The following is a 22,281-nucleotide window of genomic DNA, read 5'->3' as shown; positions in this document are numbered from 1 at the left end:
GTTAACCTTATCGCACCAGCGTTAATAAAATAACACCCGCAATCATGCTTAAAAGCCCTGACATGCGAATCGTTTTATCATCCATTTCTATTAACCGCTGATAGGTTTTGCGTAGTGCATCGGGGCTTATAAATGGAACAATCCCTTCTAAAACCAACACCAATGCCATTGCCGCAAATAGTTCTTGCCACGCCATTACAAAACCCCATTAGCAATTACTGCTTATATAAACTTACTGTTTCTTAAAATATTTAAAGAAATCAGATGTCGGTTCAAGCACAATAAGGTCATCTCCTGCCCCCATACTTTTACGATAGGCATCTAAACTACGGTAAAAAGCGAAGAACTCTTTGTTCTTATTATATGCACCGGCATAAGTTTCAGCCGCTTCGGCATCACCCCTACCACGTAATTCTTGCGACTCCCTATAGGCTGTCGCTAAGATAATTTCACCTTGTTTATCAGCATCCGCTTTAATTCTCTCAGCTGCCTCTTTACCTCTTGATCTAAAGTCACGTGCCACACGCTCACGCTCTGACTCCATTCTTTTGTATACAGACGCGCTAACTTCCTCTGGCAAATCAATTCGTTTAATTTGAACATCAATAATATCGATGCCTAGACCATTTGCTAACTCATTAATTTCTTTAACAAGCCCTAAACGGATTGTATCTCTACCTACCGAAATTAACTCTTTAATTGTTTGCTTACTAAACGCTGCTCGCATGCCTTCTTTTACAAATTGATTTAATCGTGTATCAACTTGCCTAGGGTCGCCACCAACAGCTCGATAGAAATTATCCACATTGGCGATTCTCCATTTCACGAAAGTATCAACAATCACATTTTTCTTTTCAGAGGTTAAAAAACGCTCTGCCTTAGAATCAAGCGTTTGAAGACGACCATCATATTTTCGAACGTTATTAATAAATGGAAATTTGAAGTGTAACCCTGGCTCTAGGTCTGTTCGAACAATTTCACCCAAGCGAAAAACGATTACCCGCTCTCGTTGATCGACCGTAAAAATACTTCCAGAGCCAATAAAAAGAACCGCTGCTAAAACAACCAACATCATTGGATTCATTTTCATTATCTTCCCCTCCCTCTATCTCTGTAACTTGTATCTCGCCCTGTGTTATCAGGCGTGGTTTTTTCTGGCGGTGTAATAAAGCGATTCGGGGCAGCCGATGCTTTAGCAGCGGTTGATTCCATCAATTTATCAATAGGCAAATACATTAAGTTATTGCCACCTTTAACATCCATGATGACTTTTTTAGAATTACCCAACACATCTTCCATTGTTTCTAAATAAAGTCGTTTACGAGTCACTTCTGGAGCTGCTTCGTACTGAACAAGCAGTTGATCAAAACGTGAAGCATCACCTTTCGCCTCTGATTTTACACGTTGCTCATAGGCTTGTGCTTCTTGCACAATTCTTGATGCCGCACCACGTGCTTTAGGTATGACTTCATTAGAGTAGGCTTGCGCTTCGTTGATAAACCGCTGCTCATCTTCTCGAGCCCGAATAGCATCGGAAAACGCACCTTGGACTTCTTCAGGTGGTTGTGCTTCGACAAGATTCACAGACAAAATGATCAGACCGGTTTCATATTCATCTAGCATGGTTTGCAGCTTTGTCTCAACTTTTGCGACAACCTCACTTCTACCTTCAGTTAAAACAAAGTCCATTTTATTTTTGCCGATAACAGATCGTAAGGCACTTTCAGCAGACTGTTTTAGCGTAACCTCAGGCGCTCTAACGTTAAAAATATAATCTTGTGGATTTTTAACTCTATATTGCACTGCTAAGCGAACATCAATGATATTTTCATCTTCTGTCAGCATTAATGCTTCTTTTCGGACACCGCTGGCTGCTTGCTGGTTAGCACCAGAACGGTAACCAATTTCAATAAATCTTTGCTGATCGACATTAACAATAATCGCGCTATCGACTGGGCGAGGGAATCGCCAGTGGGGCCCGGGCAATGTTGTTTCATGATATTTACCGAAACGTAATATAACGCCTCTGTTACCTTCATCAACGATATATATCCCTGTGGCAAGCCAAATTAAAGCGGCAATTCCAACCAACACACCAAGGTTAGCGCCTGATGGGCCATTTGAAGGTTTCTTATTAGACGTTCCTTTTGAACCGCCCCCACCAAACAAGCCACCAAATTTTTCTTGTAAGGAGCGTACTAACTCGTCTAGATCTGGAGGAGTTTGTTGTTCTTTTTTACGCCCACTCCATGGGTCTTCCTTCTTTTTATCGTTACCTGAGTCATCCCAAGACATAGTTAAAACCTCAACTTTAAAAATTTATTTATTTCAGCACACAATTTTAGGGTGCTACGCCATGCTAAGCAAGAATTTAAACCACTAATTCAATGATGCCCTGCTAGATGGTCGTCAGCAAATGTTTATATTTATTGGATATATTGAGCTCTATAACCCAGCAACCATCATCCCGGTTTTCTTCTTTAAGAATTTGTGCAACTTGGAATAACTTCGCTCGTAGTTTAGCCTGCTCGGGCTTTAAAACGACACTCATTCGTGTGTTTTCATCATGACAAAGCGTCGATAGTGTCTCTAACAATAAGTTTATTCCATCACCGTCCATTGCTGATAACCAGACCGCGTTGACACTGTCTGTTTCGTCTTTATCTACATGCGCATCGACGGCTGGTAAGCAATCAATTTTATTGTAAACCATCACCTGTGGGATGTTGTCTGCTTCAATTTCTTTCAGGACAGAATTTACTTCGTGGATTTGTTCTTGCCTATTAGGACTACTTGCATCAACTACATGTAATAGCAGGTCAGCCTCAATCGTTTCTTGCAGGGTAGAACGAAAAGCTGCAACTAATTCATGCGGTAAGTTTTGAATAAAACCAACCGTATCAGCCAATACAAGCTCACCGTAATCAGGCAATTTCACTTGACGTAATGTTGGATCTAATGTGGCGAAAAGCTGATCCGCTGCATAAATAGCAGAGTTTGTCAGTGCATTAAAAAGCGTTGATTTTCCGGCATTTGTATACCCCACTAAAGACACCGTGGGCACATCAGCGCGTTGCCGACTTCGCCGCCCTTGATCGCGCTGCTTATTAACTTTTGTTAACCGTGTTTTAATTTGACGGATACGTTGGCCTATTAGTCGGCGGTCTGTTTCTAACTGTGTTTCGCCCGGCCCACGCAAGCCTATCCCACCCTTTTGTCTTTCTAGGTGAGTCCAGCCTCTAATTAAACGCGTCGATAAGTGCTGTAATTGCGCCAGCTCGACTTGCAGCTTACCTTCAAAAGATTGTGCTCGTTGGGCAAAAATATCTAGAATTAAGTTCGTCCGATCTAATACCCGAACTTCTAATTCTTTTTCTAAATTGCGTTGCTGACTTGGACTTAGGGTATGGTTAAACAACACAATATCAGCGCAAGTTTCATGCAACTGATGCTTCACCTCGTCTAACTTACCCTTCCCCACAAAAAATCTAGCGTCTGGCGAACGTCGTGAGCCAGTCAACGTTGCCAGCGGCTCAACATTGGCCGATATAACCAATTGCTCAAACTCGCTTAGATCATCTTCTGAAAAACTTTCATTAATCGATAAATGAACAATAAGCGCCCTTTCACCCGTACCGGGGCGATCAAACAACTCCATTAATTAGGCCCAGCGCTAATCATTAAATCAACCGAATAAATAAACTAAGCCTCCTCACCAGCACGAGGCATCGTAACCGCTCTAGCAGGCACAACTGTGGAAATAGCATGCTTATAAACCATTTGATTAATCGCATTTTTTAAAATGACGACGTATTGATCAAATGACTCAATTTGCCCTTGCAATTTAATCCCATTAACTAAAAAAATCGCCACAGGAATATGTTCCTTTCTTAATGTATTTAGAAAAGTATCCTGTAAGTTATGCCCCTTAGACATCTTGTTTCTCCTTATTATTTTGAATATTAACTTAATGACTCCAAAACGATCGAATCCATTCTATTTTGCAGTGCAACAAATTGTACCTCAAAACATCTCAATTTTGTTTATTAATATTGTCTATTGCTTATAGATGATGATGTCATCACAATATTTCAAGCCTACCGCATTGTTTTTTTGTTAACCTCGCTCAACACCTGCTCTAACACCCTTGGAGCGGCTATGTCCAAAAGGGTTGTTTTAGTCTGTTGTCGCAACCAGGTAAACTGCCTTTTTGCCAATTGTCGTGTGGCTATAATCGCTTTTTCACGAAAAGTCACTTCGTCATATTCGCCCAATAAGTGTGACCATGCCTGTCGATACCCAACTGCTCTAATAGCCGGCAATGATGCCGTTAAATCACCTCGTTCAAACAAGCAACGAACCTCATCAAGAAACCCGTTTTCAATCATCTTATCCATTCTTAAGGCGATCTTGTCATGTAGCTCTATACGATTGCTTGGCATGATAGCAAATTTAAATACTTCAAACGGTAGAGGTTGTTTTGCCTGTTCTAACAACCAATCGCTTTGACTTTTACCCGACACCAAAAACACTTCAAGCGCACGTTGTATTCTTTGCGTGTCATTCGGGTGAATTCGCTTAGCCGCCTCCGGGTCAACTTTTTTTAAATGATCATGAACCGCCTCCCAACCTTCACTCGCTGCTTGCTGATCAATCTCTTGACGAATCGCTGCATTAGCATCGGGCAATTTAGCCATACCATTTAATAAAACATGAAAGTACAGCATCGTACCACCAACTAAAATCGGCATTTTCCCTCTACTCGCTACCTCATTAATCAGCCCGAGTGCCTGCTCTCGAAATTGCCCTGCCGAAAAACTTTCAGAAGGGTCTAAAATATCAATTAAATGATGCTTAACACCTTGCCTTTCAGTTAAATCTGGCTTTGCTGTGCCAATATCCATCCCTCGGTAAACTAACGCCGAATCAACACTGATCACTTCACCATCTAAGGCCTTTGCTATTTCAACCCCCAAGGCTGTTTTACCAGAGGCAGTTGGCCCCATCAACATGACCACACGAGGTAAAATTGACATACGTTTATTGACCTCTTAAAAACAATGAGTCTAATTGTTGAACATTAAGTAGCACCCATGTTGGTCGCCCATGATTGCATTGACCGCTATTCTCGGTCTGCTCAATGTCTCTCAACAAGGCATTCATTTCCATTTCTGTTAGGCGTCGATTGGCTCTAATGGAACCATGGCAGGCCATATTACCCAAAACGGTATAACACCCCTCTTGAATACTTTTTGTTTCCCCTGTTTGTGCCAAATCTTGAATTAGTTTCCTAACCAACACCTCAGCATCATCTTGTGCCAGCAAAACAGGTATAGCTCGAACCAAAAGCGTATTTGGGCCTGACAAACTTAAGTCTAACGCTAAGCCTTCAAGCATGTCTTGGTATTGCTCAAAAGCCACCACCTCTTCATCCGATAAATGTATCTTCTGTGGAATCAACAACGGTTGCGATGGTATCTCACCCGCGTCATATTGTTTTTTCATCTTTTCGTACACAATCCGCTCATGGGCCGCATGCGTATCTACCAATACCAAGCCTTGTTCCGACTCTGCAAGAATATAAGTATTGTGCAAGTGTGCAATGGCATACCCTAGCGGAGGCGCACCCTCTGCTTGCTGAACACGATTATCAACTGCTGGAGCCGCCATTGACATTTTTGGAGCGGTGTATGATGTTCCTTTAGCGTAATGAACAGGCGATTCAGAAACTGACATTGGCATTTGACGCTGCTGCATATCGCTGTAACTGGGCACAGTATTTGGCGTAGTCGGCGTTAGTGTTTTAACCGCATGATGGTCTGAGGGCCGAACATCCGTCAATAATTGTTTTATTCGCCGATAAACAAAGTCATGAACCGCTTTACTTTCGCGAAAACGCACTTCTAATTTAGCTGGGTGCGCATTGACATCAACTAACCTAGGATCAATACTCAAATACAAGACATAAACCGGGTGACGCCCATGAAATAAAACATCCTGATAGGCTAAGCGAACCGCGTGATTAATCAATTTGTCTCTGATCAAACGGCCATTGACATAAAAAAACTGCATATCTGCCTGCGACCTTGAATAAGTTGGTAAACCAACCCAACCTTGCAGACCTAAGTCTCCATTGACGACATCCACTTCTAGCGATTCATGGACAAAACCATCACCACACAATAAGCCCACTCGTTCGCTCTTTTCAGTATTAGATAAGGCCGGTTTTAAATCCATAATTTGACGCTGATTATGCCTAAGGCTAAACCCTGTATCAAAGCGACTTAACGCCATTCGCTTAAGCACTGTTTCAATATGGCCAAATTCTGTCTTTTCTGTTTTAAGGAATTTTCGGCGTGCAGGCGTATTGTAAAAAAGATCACGCAGTTCTACGCATGTGCCAATAGGGTGTGCGGTGGGCACAGGGTCTAGCTCCTTTTCTGTACCGTCTGCCTTAACAGACCAGCCTGCATTATCACTTTCTTGTCGTGAGGTTAACGTTAATCGTGACACCGAACTCATACTCGGTAAGGCTTCGCCGCGAAAACCAAAGCTAAGCACTGACTCTAAATCATGCAAGGAACCAATTTTACTGGTTGCGTGACGCGATAAAGCGAGCTCTAGATCCACTTTAGCAATACCTAAGCCATTATCGGTAACACGTATTAACCGCGACCCACCTTCTTCAATTTCTATCAAGATTTGAGTAGCACCGGCATCCAGTGAGTTTTCTACTAATTCTTTCACTGCAGAGGCGGGGCGTTCGATAACCTCACCTGCCGCAATTTGGTTAATCAGCTGTGGAGGTAGTTGCTTAATGAGCATAAGGCATTCGATACGTTTGTTGTTTTGCGTCTATATGAAGGTAGACACATTGTATCGAAAAAAAACTAACTGGGTATTTGAATAACTTGGCCAACTTTAATTTTACTGCTGCGCATGTCATTGGCTTTTTTCAAGGAACTAAGAGAAACCCGATGGCGTTGCGCAATGCCCGACAAAGTATCACCTCTTTGAATTTTATAAGTTGCCGCAGCCATACGAATCGTTGGTTCTGACGGTAAGCGTTGATGAGCAAAATATGTCTTAACGCCTTTCATAATGGCATTCGCCATTTTCATTTGATGCCTTGGGCTTCGTAGCTTAGCTTCTTCATCTTTATTTGAGATGAAGGCCGTTTCAACTAAAATCGACGGTATATCTGGCGACTTCAATACCATAAAGCCCGCTCGCTGGACTTGTTTTTTATGTACATGGCCAACGCCTTTTAAGTTTTTCAGCACCTCACTTGCCACTTTTGCACTGGCATCTTCAGTATGGTTTTGCGATAAATCCAGCAGTACAGAGGCCAACATGCCGTCTTTATCATCCAAGCTAACACCACCCACTAAATCGGCTGCGTTTTCACTTTTAGCTAACCACCTCGCCGCTTCACTACTAGCACCACGGGTAGACAACACATACACGGACGAACCTCTCGCACGTTGGTCTTTAAACGCATCGGCATGAATAGATACAAACAAATCGGCTTTAGCCTTACGAGCCTTTTCCATTCGCTCACGCAAACCGATGTAATAATCCCCTGAACGAACTAAATAAGCTTGCATATTGGGCTGTTGGTTCACCAGCGTCGCTAATTTTTTAGCAATCGCTAACACCACTTCTTTTTCACGCGTTCCTCTATGGCCTTGTGCGCCCGGGTCTTCTCCACCATGACCCGCGTCAATAGCAACAACCCACTTGTTATGCTGAGCAGAACTCACTGACTTTTTGAAGACTGCATGCTGCTTAGCCTCTGCATTTTGTTTAGGGTATAAATCAACCACTAAACGATGGCCATAATTATCATTCGGTTTTAAAACAAAACTTTTTGCCTTAACCGCTGTTTTCAAATCAATGACAACACGCAAATCATTTTTATTACGAGACGCTTGGCGTATTTGGTTTACGACTTTGTGATTGGTCGTAAATGCTGGCACTACCGCGTCAAACTTTGCGTTATTTAAATCAACCACCAACCGAGGGGGGTTATCGAGTGAAAACACTTTATGCACAACTGGTGACGACAAACCAAACACTAAACGCGTATGATCCGGTGCAGTCCAATAACGCAGTGAGTCCACTTTTTTACTTGCAGCGGCGATTGCCGTAGTACTTATTGATAAGGCAAAGACAACCAACATCCGCATTGACACATGCTCTATCAGTTTAAAATTATTCGAGAATAGTTTCATAACCAACTGTTTTTATGAGTCTTTATAGTTAGATATTAACAGTTCTCTCTCAGTTCCGTAAATATTTATTTTAATCAGTAAATCTGGTTCTGTTAATAAGTCTCCGCCATTAACTGGCCATTCAACAAAACAAATTGATTCGTTATTAAAATAATCACGTATCCCCATGTACTCGAGCTCTTCAGCATCCTTTACTCGATACCAATCAAAATGAAAGACTGGTTGATCGTTGATGATGTAGGGTTCAACTAAATTATACGTCGGGCTTTTAACGGCTCCTTGGTGCCCCAGGCCTTGTAAAATACCTCGAACTAAGGTTGTTTTTCCTGCACCTAAATCACCCTCTAAAAAAACAATCATTCCCGCTTTCAACTTCAATGCCAGCTGCTTTCCCGCTGCTAACATGCCCTGCTCATCTTTAATAATCATTCACTAACTCACGAATTGGTTGCATCAAATCACTTGCCAACAGGCCTCTCTGACCCTTCTGAGCCGCACGATCGGCTGCCATCGCATGAACCATCACAGCCATTTTTGCGGCGTCTAAAATCGTTAAGCCTTGAGCCATTAAACCTGAAATAACCCCTGTTAAGACATCACCCATACCGCCTGACGCCATGCCTGGGTTACCAGCTTTACACATATAAATATCATCACCGCCGCCATAAACTAAACTACCAGAACCTTTTAAAACAACCACCCCTCCATATTCATTCTGGAGCTCTTTAACAGCTGCTTGCCGATCTAGTTGAATATCCGCAGCTGAACAGCGCAGTAGGCGCGCAGCCTCACCGACATGCGGCGTTAATACCCAATTTTTATTCTTCCGAGGTGACCTAGACAATAAATTCAGCCCATCCGCATCAACCACTGCTGCTAGCCCCGTTTCTAGGGCCGCTTCATAGAGACTGCTTGACCACCGTGTTTGACCAAGCCCTGGACCGATACCAATAACATCACAGGCCGTCGCTATTCGCCTTAATTCTCTTTGATCAGCGACCCCATGGCACATTAATTCAGGTCGTGACAAAGTAAGGCTTGCCGCATGTTCTTTTTTTGTCGCAATACTAACTAAACCACTGCCAACTCTTAGCGCTGCTTCTCCAGCCAACCGTATCGCACCACAAAACCCACGATGACCACCCACTAGCAAAACATGGCCAAAATCACCTTTATGTGATTCCTGTTCACGAGGCGGCAATAAGGTCATCAGCTCAGCATGTGCCAATACCGATATTTTATTTTGTACTTTTTCGGGCATATGAGGACATTCGAAATTGAGATATAAATTCAATGATCATTTTAAGGTATCCTACCGCAGATGAACGAAAACAACATCGACTTACAACAATTAGCCAAGGAAATAAAATCACTTGGCCAGTCCCTTGGCTTTCAACAGGTCGGCATTACTGACACCGAATTATCTGACGCTGAAAAACAGCTAAATCATTGGCTTGAGGCGGGCTTCCATGGCGACATGGATTATATGCACAAACACGGTACAAAACGTACACGTCCCAGTAAGTTACATGAAGGCACGATACGTGTTATTTCATGCCGCATGGATTATTTACCAGAGCACATGGAGCGCACTAAAGACTTAATGAAAGACCCCGTTCGCGCCTATATTTCACGTTATTCGTTAGGACGAGACTATCACAAACTCATCAGAAAAAGACTTCAAAAACTGGCAACCCTCATTGAACAAAAAATAGGCCCTTTTGGCTACCGTGTGTTTGTTGATAGCGCACCAGTTATGGAAAAAGCAATTGCTGAAAAAGCCGGCTTAGGTTGGATTGGAAAACACAGCAATGTATTAAATAAAGAGGCCGGCTCTTGGTTTTTTTTAGGCGAACTCTACATCGACCTGCCACTGCCCATTGATACAGCCGCCGAAAAACATTGTGGCCGTTGTACCGACTGCATTGATATTTGCCCAACACAGGCTATCGTCGCCCCTTACACCGTTGACGCTAGACGCTGCATATCATACCTGACTATCGAACTGAAAGGCTCGATCCCAGAAGAATTTCGCGCTCCAATGGGTAATCGAATATATGGTTGTGATGACTGCCAACAAGTTTGCCCATGGAATCGATTCGCCAGTTTGACGAACGAAGAAGACTTCCTAGCGCGCCAACATTTAGATACCACGTCTCTCATTGACATCTTTCGCTGGGATGAACACACTTTTTTTAAAAACACCGAGGGCTCTGCTATTCGTAGAATTGGTTATGTCAGCTGGATTAGGAATATTGCCGTTGCCCTAGGTAACGCGCCCCACGATAAGGAAATCATTAAAACCTTGAGCGAAAAACAACATGACGACAACCCAATTATTCAAGAACATGTGCAGTGGGCCATCACACAACAAAAACAGAAAAAGCCTTTAAGTAATTGCTAAGCAAAGTCACTTAGCCAATTTTTATAAAATGCTCTCTGTAGTACTTTAATTCTTCTATTGACTCGATAACATCGTCTAAAGCCTGGTGCGTCGCTTTTTTCTTAAAGCCCTTCATTATTTCTGGTGCCCAACGGCCTGCCAATTCTTTTAACGTGCTCACGTCCAAATTTCTGTAATGAAAAAATGCCTCTAGCGTTGGCATATAGTTCGCCATAAAACGCCGGTCTTGGCAAATACTGTTTCCACACATAGGTGAAGCACCTTGTGGGACCCATTTCTCCAAAAAATCAATGGTTTGCTGTTCAGCATCGCGTTCTGATAATGAACTTTTTAAAACGCGCTCAATCAAGCCAGACTGGCCATGGTGCTGCTGATTCCAATCATCCATTGCATCCATCGTTTGTTTTGTTTGACGTACTGCTAACACCGGCCCTTGTGCAAGCACATTCAGTTCCTTATCGGTGACAATCGTTGCTATTTCAATGATAGAATCGCTGGCAGGTTCTAAACCCGTCATTTCAAGGTCTATCCATATTAAATTCTGTTTATCTTGAGACATTTTATTACCTTATATAAATTACAAATATTAATAACACCCAGCATGCTAGTAAAATTATGAATGAGTTTAGCTATATTTTTTTATTTTTCTTAGTCGCCTCAACACTACTAACACTGTGGTTGAATAAACGCCAAATAATGCACATCATGCACCACCGGAATGGCGTACCCAATGATTTCAGTGACAAAATTGATTTAACCGCCCACCAAAAAGCGGCTGATTACACCATTGCTAAAACAAAAATAGACAACTTACAAACCCTGCTAAGTGCTGGCATTTTAATCATTCTAACCTTAGGCGGCTTGATTAATGTCATTCTTGAAACAAGCCAGACTTACCTCTATAGCGATATTTGGGCTGGGGTGAGCTTAGTTCTTTTTGTTTTTGTTCTCTCCCATCTTATTGGTCTACCTTTGAGCGTCTATCAAACCTTCAAGGTCGAACAGTACTTTGGTTTCAATCGTACAACGGTAACGCAGTTTATCAAAGATCAGTTTTTACAACTGAGCTTAATGTTTGTGATCGGCATTCCGCTGCTGTACGCGCTGTTATGGGTTATGGATAAAATGGGTACATATTGGTGGCTGTATGCTTGGATACTAACCATCAGTTTTACATTTTTTATGACTTGGTTAGTTCCTACAGTTATCGCCCCCTTGTTTAATAAGTTCACCCCGCTTGAAGAAGGCGAATTAAAATCAAAAATCACACAACTTTTTGAACGGTGCGGTTTTAATAGCAAAGGCATTTACATCATGGACGGGTCAAAACGTTCAGGGCACGGTAACGCTTACTTTACAGGCATTGGAAACAATAAGCGTATCGTTTTTTTTGATACCTTAATTGACGCCCTAAGCCCCGATGAAATAGAGGCCGTACTTGCTCATGAGCTCGGTCATTTTAAATGCAAACATATTCTCAAGCAGATGCTCACATCAACGCTCATTACCCTGATAGGGTTTGCTATCTTGGGCGTGTTAAAACAACAAAATTGGTTCTTTGAAGGTTTGGGTGTCTTGCAAAATAACAACGCTGTCGCGCTACTACTTTTCATCTTAGTGATGCCGGTTTTCACTACTTTTTTACAACCACTTAGCAGTCATCTTCAGCGTAAGTTTGAGTTTGAAGCAGATGCCTTTGCAAGCACAATGGCTAACCCAGAGCACCTAATTCAGGCCCTTGTGAAGCTCTATCGAGAAAATGCCAGCACACTAACGCCAGATCCACTTTATTCAAGCTTCCACCATAGCCACCCGCCTGCTGGCGTGAGAATTAATCACTTAAAAGAGTTAGCCCATAAAGCTTATTAACGCTGCCTATGAACGTAAACGCCCGCTGCACGCTGTTTTTGCCTGTTAAGCCTTACTTTGTAAAAATGCTAACAAGCATTCAACGAATTGTTTCGCAAACAGCTTATCATTCACCTAAAACCCGTATTCTGTGAAGACTAACAAACGCGCGCAACACACTAAAAAGGAGCAACAAAAGCTTCTTAAAGGTCGCATTATTGCTCACTTAGGAAAGGCGTTAATTGTAGAGGACGAGCAAGGTCGAACGGCTCGCTGTAAAAAACGCACACAGCTACAACAACCTGCTGTTGGCGACTATGTAGAATGGATAAAAACTGAGGATGATGCGGGGCGCGTTGAAAATGTATTAGAACGTCGTTCGCTACTGTCTAGACCTGCAAAAAATGGCCAAACACGGCCTGTCGCTGCTAATCTTGACCAAATTGTTATTATTATTGCCGTTAAACCTACAATAGATCCGCTGCTACTCGATCAATACTTGATTGTTTGTGAGTTCCAAGAAATAAAACCACTTATTGTATTGAATAAAGTTGACCTGCTTGATGAGGGCTCAAGGAAAAGCACTGATGAGCTGATCCTACTTTATCGAAACCTTAGCTATGAAGTTATCGAGGTTAGCGCTGTAGAAAAAAGCGGGCTAGACAAACTAAGAAAACGGCTGAAAAATGAAACCAGTATCTTAGTTGGACAGTCTGGCGTGGGCAAATCAACCATCACCAATTCATTACTACCTGACCTAGACCTTCAAACAAAAGCTCTTTCCACGGCATCAGGCTTGGGCAAACACACAACCACCTCATCCACTTTGTACAAACTACCTGAGGGTGGTGACATTATTGATAGCCCGGGTGTTAATATTTTTGGTTTAGCGCACATTACCGAACAAAATTTGGCTTATGGCTATCGAGAAATCAAGCACTTAGCAGAGCATTGTAAGTACTCAAACTGTCTGCACCTAAAAGAGCCCAAATGTGCCGTTAAAGACGCCGTTGAAACAGGTGATGTTTCAAAAAAACGCTATTTACGATATTTGAAATTACGCGATAAACTTGCTTACTAGCCTGGAGGCCACTGCATTGCTCTTCCACCTAGCACATGCAGGTGAATATGGTAGACCTCTTGGCCAGCATCTTGTTTACAGTTAAACACGGTTCGATAACCTGACTCCGACAACCCCTCCATCTCAGCCACTTTTTTAGCCGCCTGCATAATTTCACCCATTAACAAGGTGTCTTCCTCGCCCATATCTGCCAATGTCGGGATATGCTTTTTAGGAATAACCAATATATGCGTTGGTGCTCGCGGATTGATATCTCTAAACGCTAAAACAGACTCGGTTTCATACACAACGTCTGGTGTTATTTCACCGTTCACCATCTTGCAGAATAAACAATCCGTCATTTATTGCTCCTTTAAACTTCACTACGTCCACTAAACGCGTGAGACAACGTACCACTATCAATATATTCCAACTCGCCGCCAAAAGGCACACCGTGCGCTATACGCGTAGCCCTAACGGAGTATTTTTTTGCCATCTCACTAATATAATGCGCTGTTGCTTCACCTTCAACCGTTGGATTAGTCGCCAAAATAATTTCTTTAATGACGCCCATTTTCAGTCTATCAACCAATTTATCCAAACCGATGTCCGCTGGCCCCAAGCCATCGAGCGGAGACAAGCGGCCGTTCAACACAAAATACACCCCTTTAAAAGAGGTTGCACCGTCTATCGCCATCACATCAGCAGGTGTTTCCACAATACATAATAACTGTTGATCACGGCGATCATCTGAACATAATCCGCAAATATCAGCAGACGACAACGTTTGACAAACCGAACAGTGTCCAATTTTATCCACCGCTTCTGCAAGGCTTTGCGCCAATTTAAAGGCGCCCTGACGGTCACGTTCTAGTAGATGAAACGCCATTCGTTGGGCCGACTTTTGACCGACACCCGGTAAACAGCGCAAGGCCTGAATAAGGTCTTGAAGAATGGGTTCAGATTGCATTTAAAAAGGTAATTTGAAGCCTGGAGGTAGTGGAATGCCTGCGGTCATCCCCGCCATACTCTCTTTATTTTCACTTTCAACTTTACGCACCGCATCATTAATCGCTGAGACAATTAGATCTTCGAGCATTTCTTGGTCATTATCTGCAATCAAACTTGGGTCTATCGATAACCTTTTGGCTTCGTGTTTTCCTGTCAGTACGACCTTAACAAGACCTGCTCCGGACTCGCCCGTTACTTCAAGTTCTGCCAGCTTTTGTTGCGCCTCTTGCATCTTTTCTTGCATTTTTTGCGCTTGTTGCATTAAGTCGCCTAATTGGTTCTTCATTTCTTTCTCCGTACTATACCGTGGTTAATCTATTGGCTTAATTGAGCCCTCTATAATAGTAGCGTCAAACAACTCCATTATTTTCTTTACTGCGGGGTTGTTTCTTACTTCTTGCTCTGCCTGACGTTGCCTTTCAGCCACTTTATCATTAGCAATACTATTCGGTGTCACAATGTCTTTAGCCCCTTCGATGAGCTGAAGCTGTAACTTGCGCCCATAATAATCAGACAATGCCTGTTCTAAGTTTAGCTCTGATTTTTTATTTAGAGAAACATGCCCGCCCATTAACATCAACTCACAGACGTGCTCGTCCAGTTTCACCAATGTTGCATTATTCGCTAACTGAAGTGTCATGGGATCCAAGCCTAATGTTGGCACCAACTCATGCCAAGGCAGATCTACATTAGCAGCTGGTTTTACTGTTTCAACAGGTTGTATAAGAGCCGTGGGGGCTGCTTTTTTAGCGACAGAAACCGGTTCTACCGGACGCTTTGTTACTGGCGCTATATTTTTAGGTGTTTTTTTTTCAGGAATAATCAGTTTAGGGGCTTTTTTAGCTTTGCCCGTCTCTTTGCTGTCCTCTACTGTGACCTTTTTTGGCACCGCTGCTACTTCAGTTAATTTTTGAGCCGCCACTGGTGGCTTTGGCTTAAGGCTAGCTTGTGCGATGGGTTTATCACTCCCATTAGCAACATCAACCGGTGCAAAGGCTAGCATCCTCAATAACACCATTTCAAACCCAACTTTTGGCGTAGGTGCCAACGGCAAGTCTTTTTGGCCCATCAGTGCTATTTGATAATACAGCTGCACATCTTCTTTGCTTAACTGCTGAGCCAACATGGCCAATGCTTTATCTTCTGCGTCAGTTCCAACTATTTGACAGACTGCTATTTGATGCAGGTGAATCAATAACGACTGCAACACTTCTGCATAGTCTGGGGCAAATTCATCCAGTGTTTGAATGCTAGCTAGCACTTCTGATCCTTGCTGAGTTAATAATGCCTTTAGTAAATCTAGTACCGGTTCGCGTGCAACGCTACCCAGCATATCAATTACATCAGCTTCATTCAGCTCACCGTTGCCGTGAACAATCGCCTGATCTAATAAACTAAGACCATCACGCATACTTCCGTCAGCTGCACGTGCCAATAACTCAGTTGCTTGTTGTTGATATGCAATGCCTTCGCTTTCAAGAATTAGCTTAAATTGACCTTCAATTTGATCTGGCGATAAGCGCTTCAGGTTAAACTGCAAGCAACGAGATAAAACGGTCACTGGCATTTTTTGTGGATCTGTCGTTGCTAAAAGAAACTTAACATGAGCAGGCGGCTCTTCTAATGTTTTAAGCAGCGCGTTAAAACTACTTTTGGAAAACATATGCACTTCATCGATCAGGTAAACTTTATATTTACCGCGACTCGGCATATATTGAACGTTTTCTAACAGGTCTCGCGTGTCATCGACACCGGTTCTAGACGCCGCATCAACTTCAATTAAATCGGGGTAACAACCTTGATCGACTTCTAGGCAAGTTTCACACTCGCCACAAGGCTCTGCATTAGTAAGATTAGGGCAATTTAATGCTTTAGCTAATACGCGGGCAATTGTTGTTTTCCCTACTCCGCGTGTTCCTGTGAAGAGATAGGCATGATGCAAGCGGTCATTTTCTAAGCCATTGACCAAGGCACGCACGATATGCTCTTGCCCAACCACTTGAGCAAAATTTAACGGGCGCCATTTTCTTGCAAAGACTTTATAACTCATAAGTTTTTATAGGGTAACAAAGGCAATGGGATTGTGCGAATTTTTAGCCCTTTAAGCTAAAACTAAAGAAGCCTCTAAAAAATGGGTGGTAACCCATGCCAGCCGCACCCCGGCACATGACTCCATCGCTACCGTTGCTCCCTTCCGGGCCTGGCGGAGTTCACGACTTCACATTGCGAGGGGACCAACATGAGTCACCATTGTTCGTTGCTTTCAATCAGGGTGGGGATTGTCCATCATTGTGTGCGATCAATCAAGAAGGGAGAATAAAGTTTATTCATTATTTTTAAACCAGGAAGCCTCGTTATGCTAAATATGCTTAGTAAGAACTTCCTTTAAATGCTAATTTACCGGAGAGTAGAAGTATACCTTGGCCCAATTCTGCATTATTGCGCATGAAGAACTCACCAAACTCCCTCTTATTACAAAATTTAAGCTACAGCACGCTAATGCCTAACTGGCCGCTTTGCTAATTTACGCTGCAAGGTTCGCCGATGCATATTAAGTCGCCTTGCTGCTTCCGAAATATTCCCATCACAGTCCAATAAAATTTTCTGCATATGCTCCCACTCAACGCGTTTAACAGAAAGCGGTTTATCAGATGGTGCGACATCAGAGTCTGCCTTTTCTTGCGCAAAGGCCGCTAGAATCTCATCCGCATTTGCCGGTTTAGTAATATACTGAATAGCACCCAATTTAACCGCTTCTACTGCTGTCGCAATACTTGCATAGCCCGTTAACATCACTATGCTTATGGCCGCGTCTTTATCTTTCAAGCGTCGAATCAGTTGCAAACCAGAACCGTGCTCTAACCGCAAATCCACTACTGCCATATGTGGTTTAAACACCTCTGCCTTATGAATAGCTTGCTCTTTTGTCTGTGCCGATGCCACCTCAAAACCACGACGCGTAAAGGCATCACATAATACTGAACAGTAAACTTCGTCATCATCAATAATCAGCATTCGTTTATGAGTGTCTTCCATGCTCTTTGCCTATGCTATTACGGGAATACAAATACTCACACAAACACCCTTTGGCTGGTGATTTTCCCATTTAATACTCCCTCCTAATCGTTCTAGAGTTGCCTGCGTAATATAAACACCAAGACCTAACCCTTTGTCTTTAGAACTCATCATATGTTTGCCTAATTTAAGTAATTGCGCTTCATCTATTCCGCAGCCTCTATCTTCAATACGAATATGTATATTGCTATCAGTCCAGCTCAATACAAGTTTCACATACTCTGGGGAGACTCTTGCTGCATTGTCTAACACATTGATTAATGCACGCGTTAATGCAAGATCGGTTATCAACTTTGGGGCGTGCCCAACTCCTTTAACCTTTTCAATTAAAGGCACATTTAAATTAGATATTCGCCATTGGGCAACAACATTAGCCAAGTATTCATCAATCGCTAATAATTGCCCTGAGTCATATTTTTCAGACGTTGCTCTTTCAGTAATCGTCGACAGAACCTTTTTACAACGTTTGATTTGTCCTTGAAGAATCGATAACTTAGAGCTCGCAGCCTTATCTCCCGCTGCCTGAAAATCAAGCTCAAGCTCATGTGCCAACACGTCCATTGTCCCTAATGGCGTTCCAAGCTCATGAGCAGCGCCTGTCGCTAAGGTCCCCAGCGCAATTAAACGCTCATCTCGAAACATGCGTTCCTTCATAGTCGATAACAGCTCGTTTCTCTTACGTAATGATTGTGCCATCCCTGCTACAAAATAAGCCAGTAAGAATATAGACAATAAAAACCCTATCCACATACCGATCACATGGTCTTTAAAATGCCCACCTGCTTCCACTTCCACGGGGTTATTAATGTGAACAAGTGGCTGATAATAAAACACAATTAAGCTATACGATAGTGATGTCAATAATGCCATTAGCCAAACATAACGTTGTGATAACAGTGTTGCCGCAATACTGTGGGGGACTAATAAAAACCAAGCAAAGGGGTTTGTCGCACCGCCTGTGAAATACAAAATACCGGTTAGCGCAACCACATCACTAATCAATTGGTAGAAAAATGCCTCATCTGTAATTCTTGATGAATCCTTTAATAAAAAAAGAGTCGATACACTCCAAATAACTTGACCTACTAATATCGCCGCTAACGGTTTAACTGGCAATGCCATTTCTAAATAGTAAATCGTTGTTAAAATAGCAATCAATTGCCCGCTTATATTCAGTGCTCGTAACGATAATAAACGCTTTAGGTTCTCACCAGGTGCTGAGGTTGTTGTATTGGCCGACAAAGTAATCATTAAAATATTTAAAAAATAAGCGCTTCTTACTTTAACAGCTAAATCTATTGACGAAGAATCCTTGCGTCAATTTGACTCAGTTAATCACTCATTATTTTTGTAATTTTTATATGTCTCATCTAGTAAATTCTCAATAACCTGTCATTATTATTAATGTATTTATATTTGGAACTTAACTTATGACCCATAATCAACAAGAAAGTCGTTGCCCTATTACTGGCTTGCCCGATGCAGCGACTTTTTCAGAGCAAACAGAACAACTACTAGAATTTTGTACCCGTACTCATGCTAACGCCCTTATGCTTTTTATTACTTTTGATGCGAGTGTTAGCGAGATCAATGGCCAACAAAATGACCTCGCCCTTAAAGCCATTGCAAAGCGATTACTCTCTAAAGCCCGTGATTCAGATATTTACGCCCATTTAGGTGAAATGAACTTCGCTAACCTAACTATTGAAACCAGTGAAAAACATACGCCGATCTTAATTGAAAAGCTCAAAATAGAACTCGCACAACCGATCACGTTAATGGACGGCTCTTCTATCAAACTAAACACTAAAGTGGGCCTTGCCGAGTATCCTAAGCAAGGAAAATCTTATGCAGAGCTGATTGAGGTTGCTAGAAAAAACACTCAAACGTTATAGCTTAGAAAGCAACATACCCCAGATACAAAAAAACCTGGCACCTATTGAATTAGGCGCCAGGTTCAACTCAATATTAACTACTTAAGTTGTTATTTCAATGAAGCAAGCGCCTCATTAAATATCTTTGAAGGTCTCATAACCTCACGCACTTTATCAACATCTGGCTTGTAATAACCACCAATGTCTACTGCATGCCACTGCTCTGTAGTTAATGTACCAACAATTTTCTCTTCATTCTCAGTTAGTGATGCTGCTAATGGCTGAAAATGAGCTTGTAAGGCTTCATCTTCTGTCTGTTCAGCAAGTGCCTGCGCCCAATACAACGCAAGGTAAAAGTGACTACCACGGTTATCAAGCTCCCCTGTTTTACGTGACGGCGATTTGCCAGTATCGAGTAATTTAGCCGTTGCTTCATCTAATGTTTTTGCCAACACAGCTGCCTTCGCATTGCCATCTGATATCGCTGTATGCTCAAGTGAAGCGCACAGAGCTAAAAACTCACCTAGCGAATCCCAACGTAAATGATTTTCTTCTATCAATTGTTTAACATGCTTAGGCGCTGAACCACCTGCACCCGTTTCAAATAAACCACCGCCTGCCATAAGCGGCACGATAGACAACATCTTTGCACTGGTCCCTAACTCAAGAATCGGAAATAGATCGGTTAAGTAATCACGCAAAATATTACCCGTCACAGAAATTGTATCTTTACCACGTAAAATACGCTCAAGTGTGTAACGCATCGCTCTTGTTTGCGACTTAATTTTAATATCTACGCCGGTTAGATCATGATCTTTAAGGTATTTTTCAACTTTTTTAATCAATTCATTTTCGTGCGGACGGTACTTATCTAACCAAAAAACAGCCGGCGTATTTGATAAACGTGCGCGCTTCACAGCCAATTTCACCCAGTCTTGAATAGGTGCATCTTTAACTTGGCACATTCTCCATATATCACCTTCTTCAACATCCATTTCAAGTAAGACATTACCTTCTTCATCAACAATACGGGTGCTGCCATCCGCCTTCATCTCAAAGGTTTTATCATGGGAACCATATTCTTCAGCTTTTTGAGCCATTAGGCCAACATTGGGGACTGTTCCCATTGTGGTTGGGTCAAACTCACCATGCGTTTTACAAAAGTTGATTATTTCTTGATAAATTCGAGCGAAAGTACTCTCCGGCATCACTGCTTTCGTGTCTTTCATTTTACCGTCAGGGCCCCACATTTTGCCGCCTGCGCGAATCATTGCAGGCATTGATGCATCAACAATCACCTCATTAGGCGTATGTAGGTTAGAAATCCCTTTAGCGGAATCCACCATAGCAAGCTCTGGGCGCTTTTCGTAACAGGCATGCATATCACTAAGAATTTCTTCTTTAATCGATGCAGGTAGCTTCTCAATATGTTCATAAACACTGCTCAAACCATCATTAGGGTTAACACCTAATTCATCAAACAGCTTGCCATGTTTTTCAAACAAGTCTTTGTAATACACTTTTACCGCGTGTCCAAAAACAATAGGATGAGACACTTTCATCATGGTCGCTTTTACATGAAATGAAAACATCACACCGGTTTCTTTCGCGTCGTTCATTTCATCTTCTAGATACGCACACAATTGCTTCTTGCTCATAAACATACTGTCTATGATTTCACCTTCTTGTAGCGCTAAACCCTTCTTTAATACGGTGACCTCACCATTCTTAGCAACAAATTCAATGTTCACCTTGCATGCTTTGTCCAGCGTTAAGCTTTTCTCACTAGAATAAAAGTCACCTGAGCGCATATGAGAAACGTGTGTTCTAGACGCCTGACTCCACTTACCCATAGAGTGTGGGTTTTTCTTGGCATATTCTTTAACTGCCTTAGGTGCGCGACGATCAGAGTTACCCTCGCGTAGTACCGGGTTAACCGCACTTCCTAACACTTTACCGTACTTTTGTTGAAGAGCTTTTTCCTCATCAGTTTGAGGATCTTCTGGATAATTTGGAATATCAAAACCCTTTCCCTGCAACTCATTAATAATTGCTTTTAACTGAGGAACCGATGCACTGATATTCGGTAATTTGATAATGTTCGTCTCGGGATTTTGCGTTAAACGTCCTAATTCAGACAATGCATCGGGGACCTTTTGATCATCAGGTAGCTGATCAGCAAACGTAGCAAGCACTCTAGACGCTAACGAGATATCACTCACCTCAACGTCAATGCCAGCTGCTCCTGCGAACGCTTCAACAATAGGAAGAAATGAAGCAGTCGCTAATAAAGGCGCTTCATCCGTTAACGTATAAATAATTTTGGACTTTTTGACAGTCATTCTCTCTCCGTGCATTGATAGGGTAATTTAAAGATGCCTGATTATACGACATTTTAAAGCCCTTCTAACTGTTTAGAGCACGAAAATTCAGCAATGACTAGCTGAGTGTATTCCAGCTAGTTTGAACTTAATGCAAAACATCATCATCAAAAACCGCTTAGCTTTCGTATTGTAATTGAAATACGAGTAACCTTTTAGAGACACCGTTGTGTTTTAATTCCGACATGGAGGCTGAGAGCGGAATCGAACCGCTGTACACGGCTTTGCAGGCCGCTGCATAACCACTCTGCCACTCAGCCAGAGAGGACTTTATTGATAAAACCGTGGTGGTATCACGGCTTAAAATTTGGAGCGGGAAACGAGATTCGAACTCGCGACCCCAACCTTGGCAAGGTTGTGCTCTACCACTGAGCTATTCCCGCTTTGAGGCCGT

Annotated in this window: 22 protein-coding genes, 2 tRNA genes and 1 other RNA gene; 4 read left to right on the top strand and 21 right to left on the bottom strand. The window is 42.4% G+C overall.

The genetic code is table 11. From position 1 onward, the window contains the following. Nucleotides 1–7: 7 nt before the first annotated feature. From KUG63_RS05970 to KUG63_RS05925, 10 genes are all read right to left on the bottom strand, one after another. Nucleotides 8–196 carry a DUF2065 domain-containing protein gene (locus tag KUG63_RS05970; protein ID WP_015006354.1) on the bottom strand — a complete coding sequence of 63 codons (189 nt, stop codon included), beginning with the start codon at nt 194–196 and terminating at the stop codon, nt 8–10. A gap of 36 nt (nt 197–232) precedes the next feature. After that, a complete protein-coding gene (gene hflC, locus KUG63_RS05965; protein WP_015006355.1) occupies nt 233–1,090 on the bottom strand; it encodes a protease modulator HflC in 858 nt (285 codons plus the stop codon). After that, nucleotides 1,090–2,295, bottom strand: a complete 1,206-nt coding sequence (hflK, locus tag KUG63_RS05960) for an FtsH protease activity modulator HflK (protein WP_015006356.1) — start codon at nt 2,293–2,295, stop codon at nt 1,090–1,092. The genes hflC and hflK overlap by 1 nt, the downstream gene beginning before the upstream one ends. A gap of 103 nt (nt 2,296–2,398) precedes the next feature. Then, complete coding sequence (hflX, locus tag KUG63_RS05955; RefSeq protein ID WP_020932244.1) at nt 2,399–3,658, bottom strand: ribosome rescue GTPase HflX; 1,260 nt, start codon at nt 3,656–3,658, stop codon at nt 2,399–2,401. A 44-nt stretch (nt 3,659–3,702) separates the two neighbouring features. Continuing rightward, nucleotides 3,703–3,936, bottom strand: coding sequence for an RNA chaperone Hfq (gene hfq, locus KUG63_RS05950; RefSeq protein ID WP_015006358.1), 234 nt, complete (start codon nt 3,934–3,936; stop codon nt 3,703–3,705). Between the two features lie 161 nt (nt 3,937–4,097). After that, nucleotides 4,098–5,036 carry a tRNA (adenosine(37)-N6)-dimethylallyltransferase MiaA gene (gene miaA / locus KUG63_RS05945; protein ID WP_020932243.1) on the bottom strand — a complete coding sequence of 313 codons (939 nt, stop codon included), beginning with the start codon at nt 5,034–5,036 and terminating at the stop codon, nt 4,098–4,100. 4 nt (nt 5,037–5,040) lie between these two features. Further along, entirely contained in the window at nt 5,041–6,825 is a 1,785-nt protein-coding gene (gene mutL / locus KUG63_RS05940) for a DNA mismatch repair endonuclease MutL (RefSeq protein ID WP_020932242.1), read from the bottom strand. A gap of 65 nt (nt 6,826–6,890) precedes the next feature. After that, entirely contained in the window at nt 6,891–8,234 is a 1,344-nt protein-coding gene (locus KUG63_RS05935) for an N-acetylmuramoyl-L-alanine amidase (protein ID WP_223253224.1), read from the bottom strand. Between the two features lie 12 nt (nt 8,235–8,246). Then, nucleotides 8,247–8,663, bottom strand: a complete 417-nt coding sequence (gene tsaE / locus KUG63_RS05930) for a tRNA (adenosine(37)-N6)-threonylcarbamoyltransferase complex ATPase subunit type 1 TsaE (protein WP_020932240.1) — start codon at nt 8,661–8,663, stop codon at nt 8,247–8,249. After that, nucleotides 8,653–9,495, bottom strand: coding sequence for an NAD(P)H-hydrate dehydratase (locus tag KUG63_RS05925; RefSeq protein ID WP_020932239.1), 843 nt, complete (start codon nt 9,493–9,495; stop codon nt 8,653–8,655). The genes tsaE and KUG63_RS05925 overlap by 11 nt, the downstream gene beginning before the upstream one ends. A 60-nt stretch (nt 9,496–9,555) precedes the next feature. Between KUG63_RS05925 and queG the strand changes: the two genes are divergently transcribed. Continuing rightward, nucleotides 9,556–10,638: a tRNA epoxyqueuosine(34) reductase QueG gene (gene queG, locus KUG63_RS05920; RefSeq protein WP_020932238.1), complete on the top strand. Its 1,083-nt coding sequence runs from the start codon at nt 9,556–9,558 to the stop codon at nt 10,636–10,638. Between the two features lie 10 nt (nt 10,639–10,648). Here the strand turns inward: queG and orn are convergent, their stop codons facing one another. Next, nucleotides 10,649–11,197, bottom strand: a complete 549-nt coding sequence (orn, locus tag KUG63_RS05915; RefSeq protein ID WP_016390003.1) for an oligoribonuclease — start codon at nt 11,195–11,197, stop codon at nt 10,649–10,651. Between the two features lie 56 nt (nt 11,198–11,253). Between orn and KUG63_RS05910 the strand changes: the two genes are divergently transcribed. Both KUG63_RS05910 and rsgA read left to right on the top strand, forming a co-directional pair. Then, nucleotides 11,254–12,507: a M48 family metallopeptidase gene (locus KUG63_RS05910; protein ID WP_020932237.1), complete on the top strand. Its 1,254-nt coding sequence runs from the start codon at nt 11,254–11,256 to the stop codon at nt 12,505–12,507. A 130-nt stretch (nt 12,508–12,637) separates the two neighbouring features. Beyond that, nucleotides 12,638–13,567 carry a ribosome small subunit-dependent GTPase A gene (gene rsgA / locus KUG63_RS05905; protein ID WP_015006367.1) on the top strand — a complete coding sequence of 310 codons (930 nt, stop codon included), beginning with the start codon at nt 12,638–12,640 and terminating at the stop codon, nt 13,565–13,567. On the opposite strand, the gene KUG63_RS05900 is transcribed toward rsgA, so the two are convergent. The 7 genes from KUG63_RS05900 to KUG63_RS05870 all read right to left on the bottom strand — a co-directional run bounded on the left by KUG63_RS05900 (nt 13,564) and on the right by KUG63_RS05870 (nt 18,883). Beyond that, nucleotides 13,564–13,908 (bottom strand): histidine triad nucleotide-binding protein, encoded by a 345-nt coding sequence (locus KUG63_RS05900; RefSeq protein ID WP_015006368.1) that lies wholly within the window; start codon nt 13,906–13,908, stop codon nt 13,564–13,566. The two genes, rsgA and KUG63_RS05900, sit on opposite strands and share 4 nt — an antisense overlap. A gap of 11 nt (nt 13,909–13,919) precedes the next feature. Beyond that, complete coding sequence (gene recR, locus KUG63_RS05895; RefSeq protein ID WP_015006369.1) at nt 13,920–14,516, bottom strand: recombination mediator RecR; 597 nt, start codon at nt 14,514–14,516, stop codon at nt 13,920–13,922. Next, on the bottom strand, nt 14,517–14,843 hold the full coding sequence (locus KUG63_RS05890) for a YbaB/EbfC family nucleoid-associated protein (RefSeq protein ID WP_015006370.1): 327 nt from the start codon (nt 14,841–14,843) through the stop codon (nt 14,517–14,519). Nucleotides 14,844–14,867: 24 nt separating this feature from the next. Next, nucleotides 14,868–16,607: a DNA polymerase III subunit gamma/tau gene (dnaX, locus tag KUG63_RS05885; RefSeq protein WP_287554403.1), complete on the bottom strand. Its 1,740-nt coding sequence runs from the start codon at nt 16,605–16,607 to the stop codon at nt 14,868–14,870. A gap of 93 nt (nt 16,608–16,700) precedes the next feature. After that, nucleotides 16,701–16,797: signal recognition particle sRNA small type (gene ffs, locus KUG63_RS05880), an RNA gene on the bottom strand. Between the two features lie 256 nt (nt 16,798–17,053). Further along, nucleotides 17,054–17,593 carry a response regulator transcription factor gene (locus KUG63_RS05875; RefSeq protein WP_015006372.1) on the bottom strand — a complete coding sequence of 180 codons (540 nt, stop codon included), beginning with the start codon at nt 17,591–17,593 and terminating at the stop codon, nt 17,054–17,056. Between the two features lie 9 nt (nt 17,594–17,602). Beyond that, nucleotides 17,603–18,883, bottom strand: a complete 1,281-nt coding sequence (locus KUG63_RS05870) for a GerAB/ArcD/ProY family transporter (RefSeq protein ID WP_287554401.1) — start codon at nt 18,881–18,883, stop codon at nt 17,603–17,605. 179 nt (nt 18,884–19,062) lie between these two features. Between KUG63_RS05870 and KUG63_RS05865 the strand changes: the two genes are divergently transcribed. After that, nucleotides 19,063–19,527 carry a GGDEF domain-containing protein gene (locus KUG63_RS05865; protein ID WP_277641955.1) on the top strand — a complete coding sequence of 155 codons (465 nt, stop codon included), beginning with the start codon at nt 19,063–19,065 and terminating at the stop codon, nt 19,525–19,527. 89 nt (nt 19,528–19,616) lie between these two features. Here KUG63_RS05865 and KUG63_RS05860 read toward each other — a convergent pair whose 3' ends face one another. The 3 genes from KUG63_RS05860 to KUG63_RS05850 form a co-directional block, all read right to left on the bottom strand. Next, nucleotides 19,617–21,848: an NADP-dependent isocitrate dehydrogenase gene (locus tag KUG63_RS05860; RefSeq protein WP_020162468.1), complete on the bottom strand. Its 2,232-nt coding sequence runs from the start codon at nt 21,846–21,848 to the stop codon at nt 19,617–19,619. Between the two features lie 225 nt (nt 21,849–22,073). Beyond that, nucleotides 22,074–22,147: transfer RNA gene (locus KUG63_RS05855), tRNA-Cys, on the bottom strand. Nucleotides 22,148–22,195: 48 nt separating this feature from the next. After that, nucleotides 22,196–22,270 (bottom strand) — tRNA-Gly (locus tag KUG63_RS05850). Nucleotides 22,271–22,281: the final 11 nt, after the last annotated feature.

The organism is Cycloclasticus sp., assembly GCF_019090545.1.
GTDB lineage: Bacteria > Pseudomonadota > Gammaproteobacteria > Methylococcales > Cycloclasticaceae > Cycloclasticus > Cycloclasticus pugetii.
This window is presented reverse-complemented; position numbering and strand designations above follow the sequence as displayed.

Coding starts and splice junctions, on each gene's coding strand:
- KUG63_RS05860 (WP_020162468.1), bottom strand. CDS start 21,848: ATGACTGTCAAAAAGTCCAAAATTATTTATACGTTAACGGATGAAGCG.
- KUG63_RS05935 (WP_223253224.1), bottom strand. CDS start 8,234: ATGAAACTATTCTCGAATAATTTTAAACTGATAGAGCATGTGTCAATG.
- dnaX (WP_287554403.1), bottom strand. CDS start 16,607: ATGAGTTATAAAGTCTTTGCAAGAAAATGGCGCCCGTTAAATTTTGCT.
- KUG63_RS05970 (WP_015006354.1), bottom strand. CDS start 196: ATGGCGTGGCAAGAACTATTTGCGGCAATGGCATTGGTGTTGGTTTTA.
- orn (WP_016390003.1), bottom strand. CDS start 11,197: ATGTCTCAAGATAAACAGAATTTAATATGGATAGACCTTGAAATGACG.
- hfq (WP_015006358.1), bottom strand. CDS start 3,936: ATGTCTAAGGGGCATAACTTACAGGATACTTTTCTAAATACATTAAGA.
- hflC (WP_015006355.1), bottom strand. CDS start 1,090: ATGAAAATGAATCCAATGATGTTGGTTGTTTTAGCAGCGGTTCTTTTT.
- KUG63_RS05865 (WP_277641955.1), top strand. CDS start 19,063: ATGACCCATAATCAACAAGAAAGTCGTTGCCCTATTACTGGCTTGCCC.
- KUG63_RS05910 (WP_020932237.1), top strand. CDS start 11,254: ATGAATGAGTTTAGCTATATTTTTTTATTTTTCTTAGTCGCCTCAACA.
- mutL (WP_020932242.1), bottom strand. CDS start 6,825: ATGCTCATTAAGCAACTACCTCCACAGCTGATTAACCAAATTGCGGCA.
- miaA (WP_020932243.1), bottom strand. CDS start 5,036: ATGTCAATTTTACCTCGTGTGGTCATGTTGATGGGGCCAACTGCCTCT.
- tsaE (WP_020932240.1), bottom strand. CDS start 8,663: ATGATTATTAAAGATGAGCAGGGCATGTTAGCAGCGGGAAAGCAGCTG.
- KUG63_RS05870 (WP_287554401.1), bottom strand. CDS start 18,883: ATGATTACTTTGTCGGCCAATACAACAACCTCAGCACCTGGTGAGAAC.
- hflK (WP_015006356.1), bottom strand. CDS start 2,295: ATGTCTTGGGATGACTCAGGTAACGATAAAAAGAAGGAAGACCCATGG.
- KUG63_RS05890 (WP_015006370.1), bottom strand. CDS start 14,843: ATGAAGAACCAATTAGGCGACTTAATGCAACAAGCGCAAAAAATGCAA.
- recR (WP_015006369.1), bottom strand. CDS start 14,516: ATGCAATCTGAACCCATTCTTCAAGACCTTATTCAGGCCTTGCGCTGT.
- KUG63_RS05900 (WP_015006368.1), bottom strand. CDS start 13,908: ATGACGGATTGTTTATTCTGCAAGATGGTGAACGGTGAAATAACACCA.
- queG (WP_020932238.1), top strand. CDS start 9,556: ATGAACGAAAACAACATCGACTTACAACAATTAGCCAAGGAAATAAAA.
- hflX (WP_020932244.1), bottom strand. CDS start 3,658: ATGGAGTTGTTTGATCGCCCCGGTACGGGTGAAAGGGCGCTTATTGTT.
- KUG63_RS05875 (WP_015006372.1), bottom strand. CDS start 17,593: ATGGAAGACACTCATAAACGAATGCTGATTATTGATGATGACGAAGTT.
- KUG63_RS05925 (WP_020932239.1), bottom strand. CDS start 9,495: ATGCCCGAAAAAGTACAAAATAAAATATCGGTATTGGCACATGCTGAG.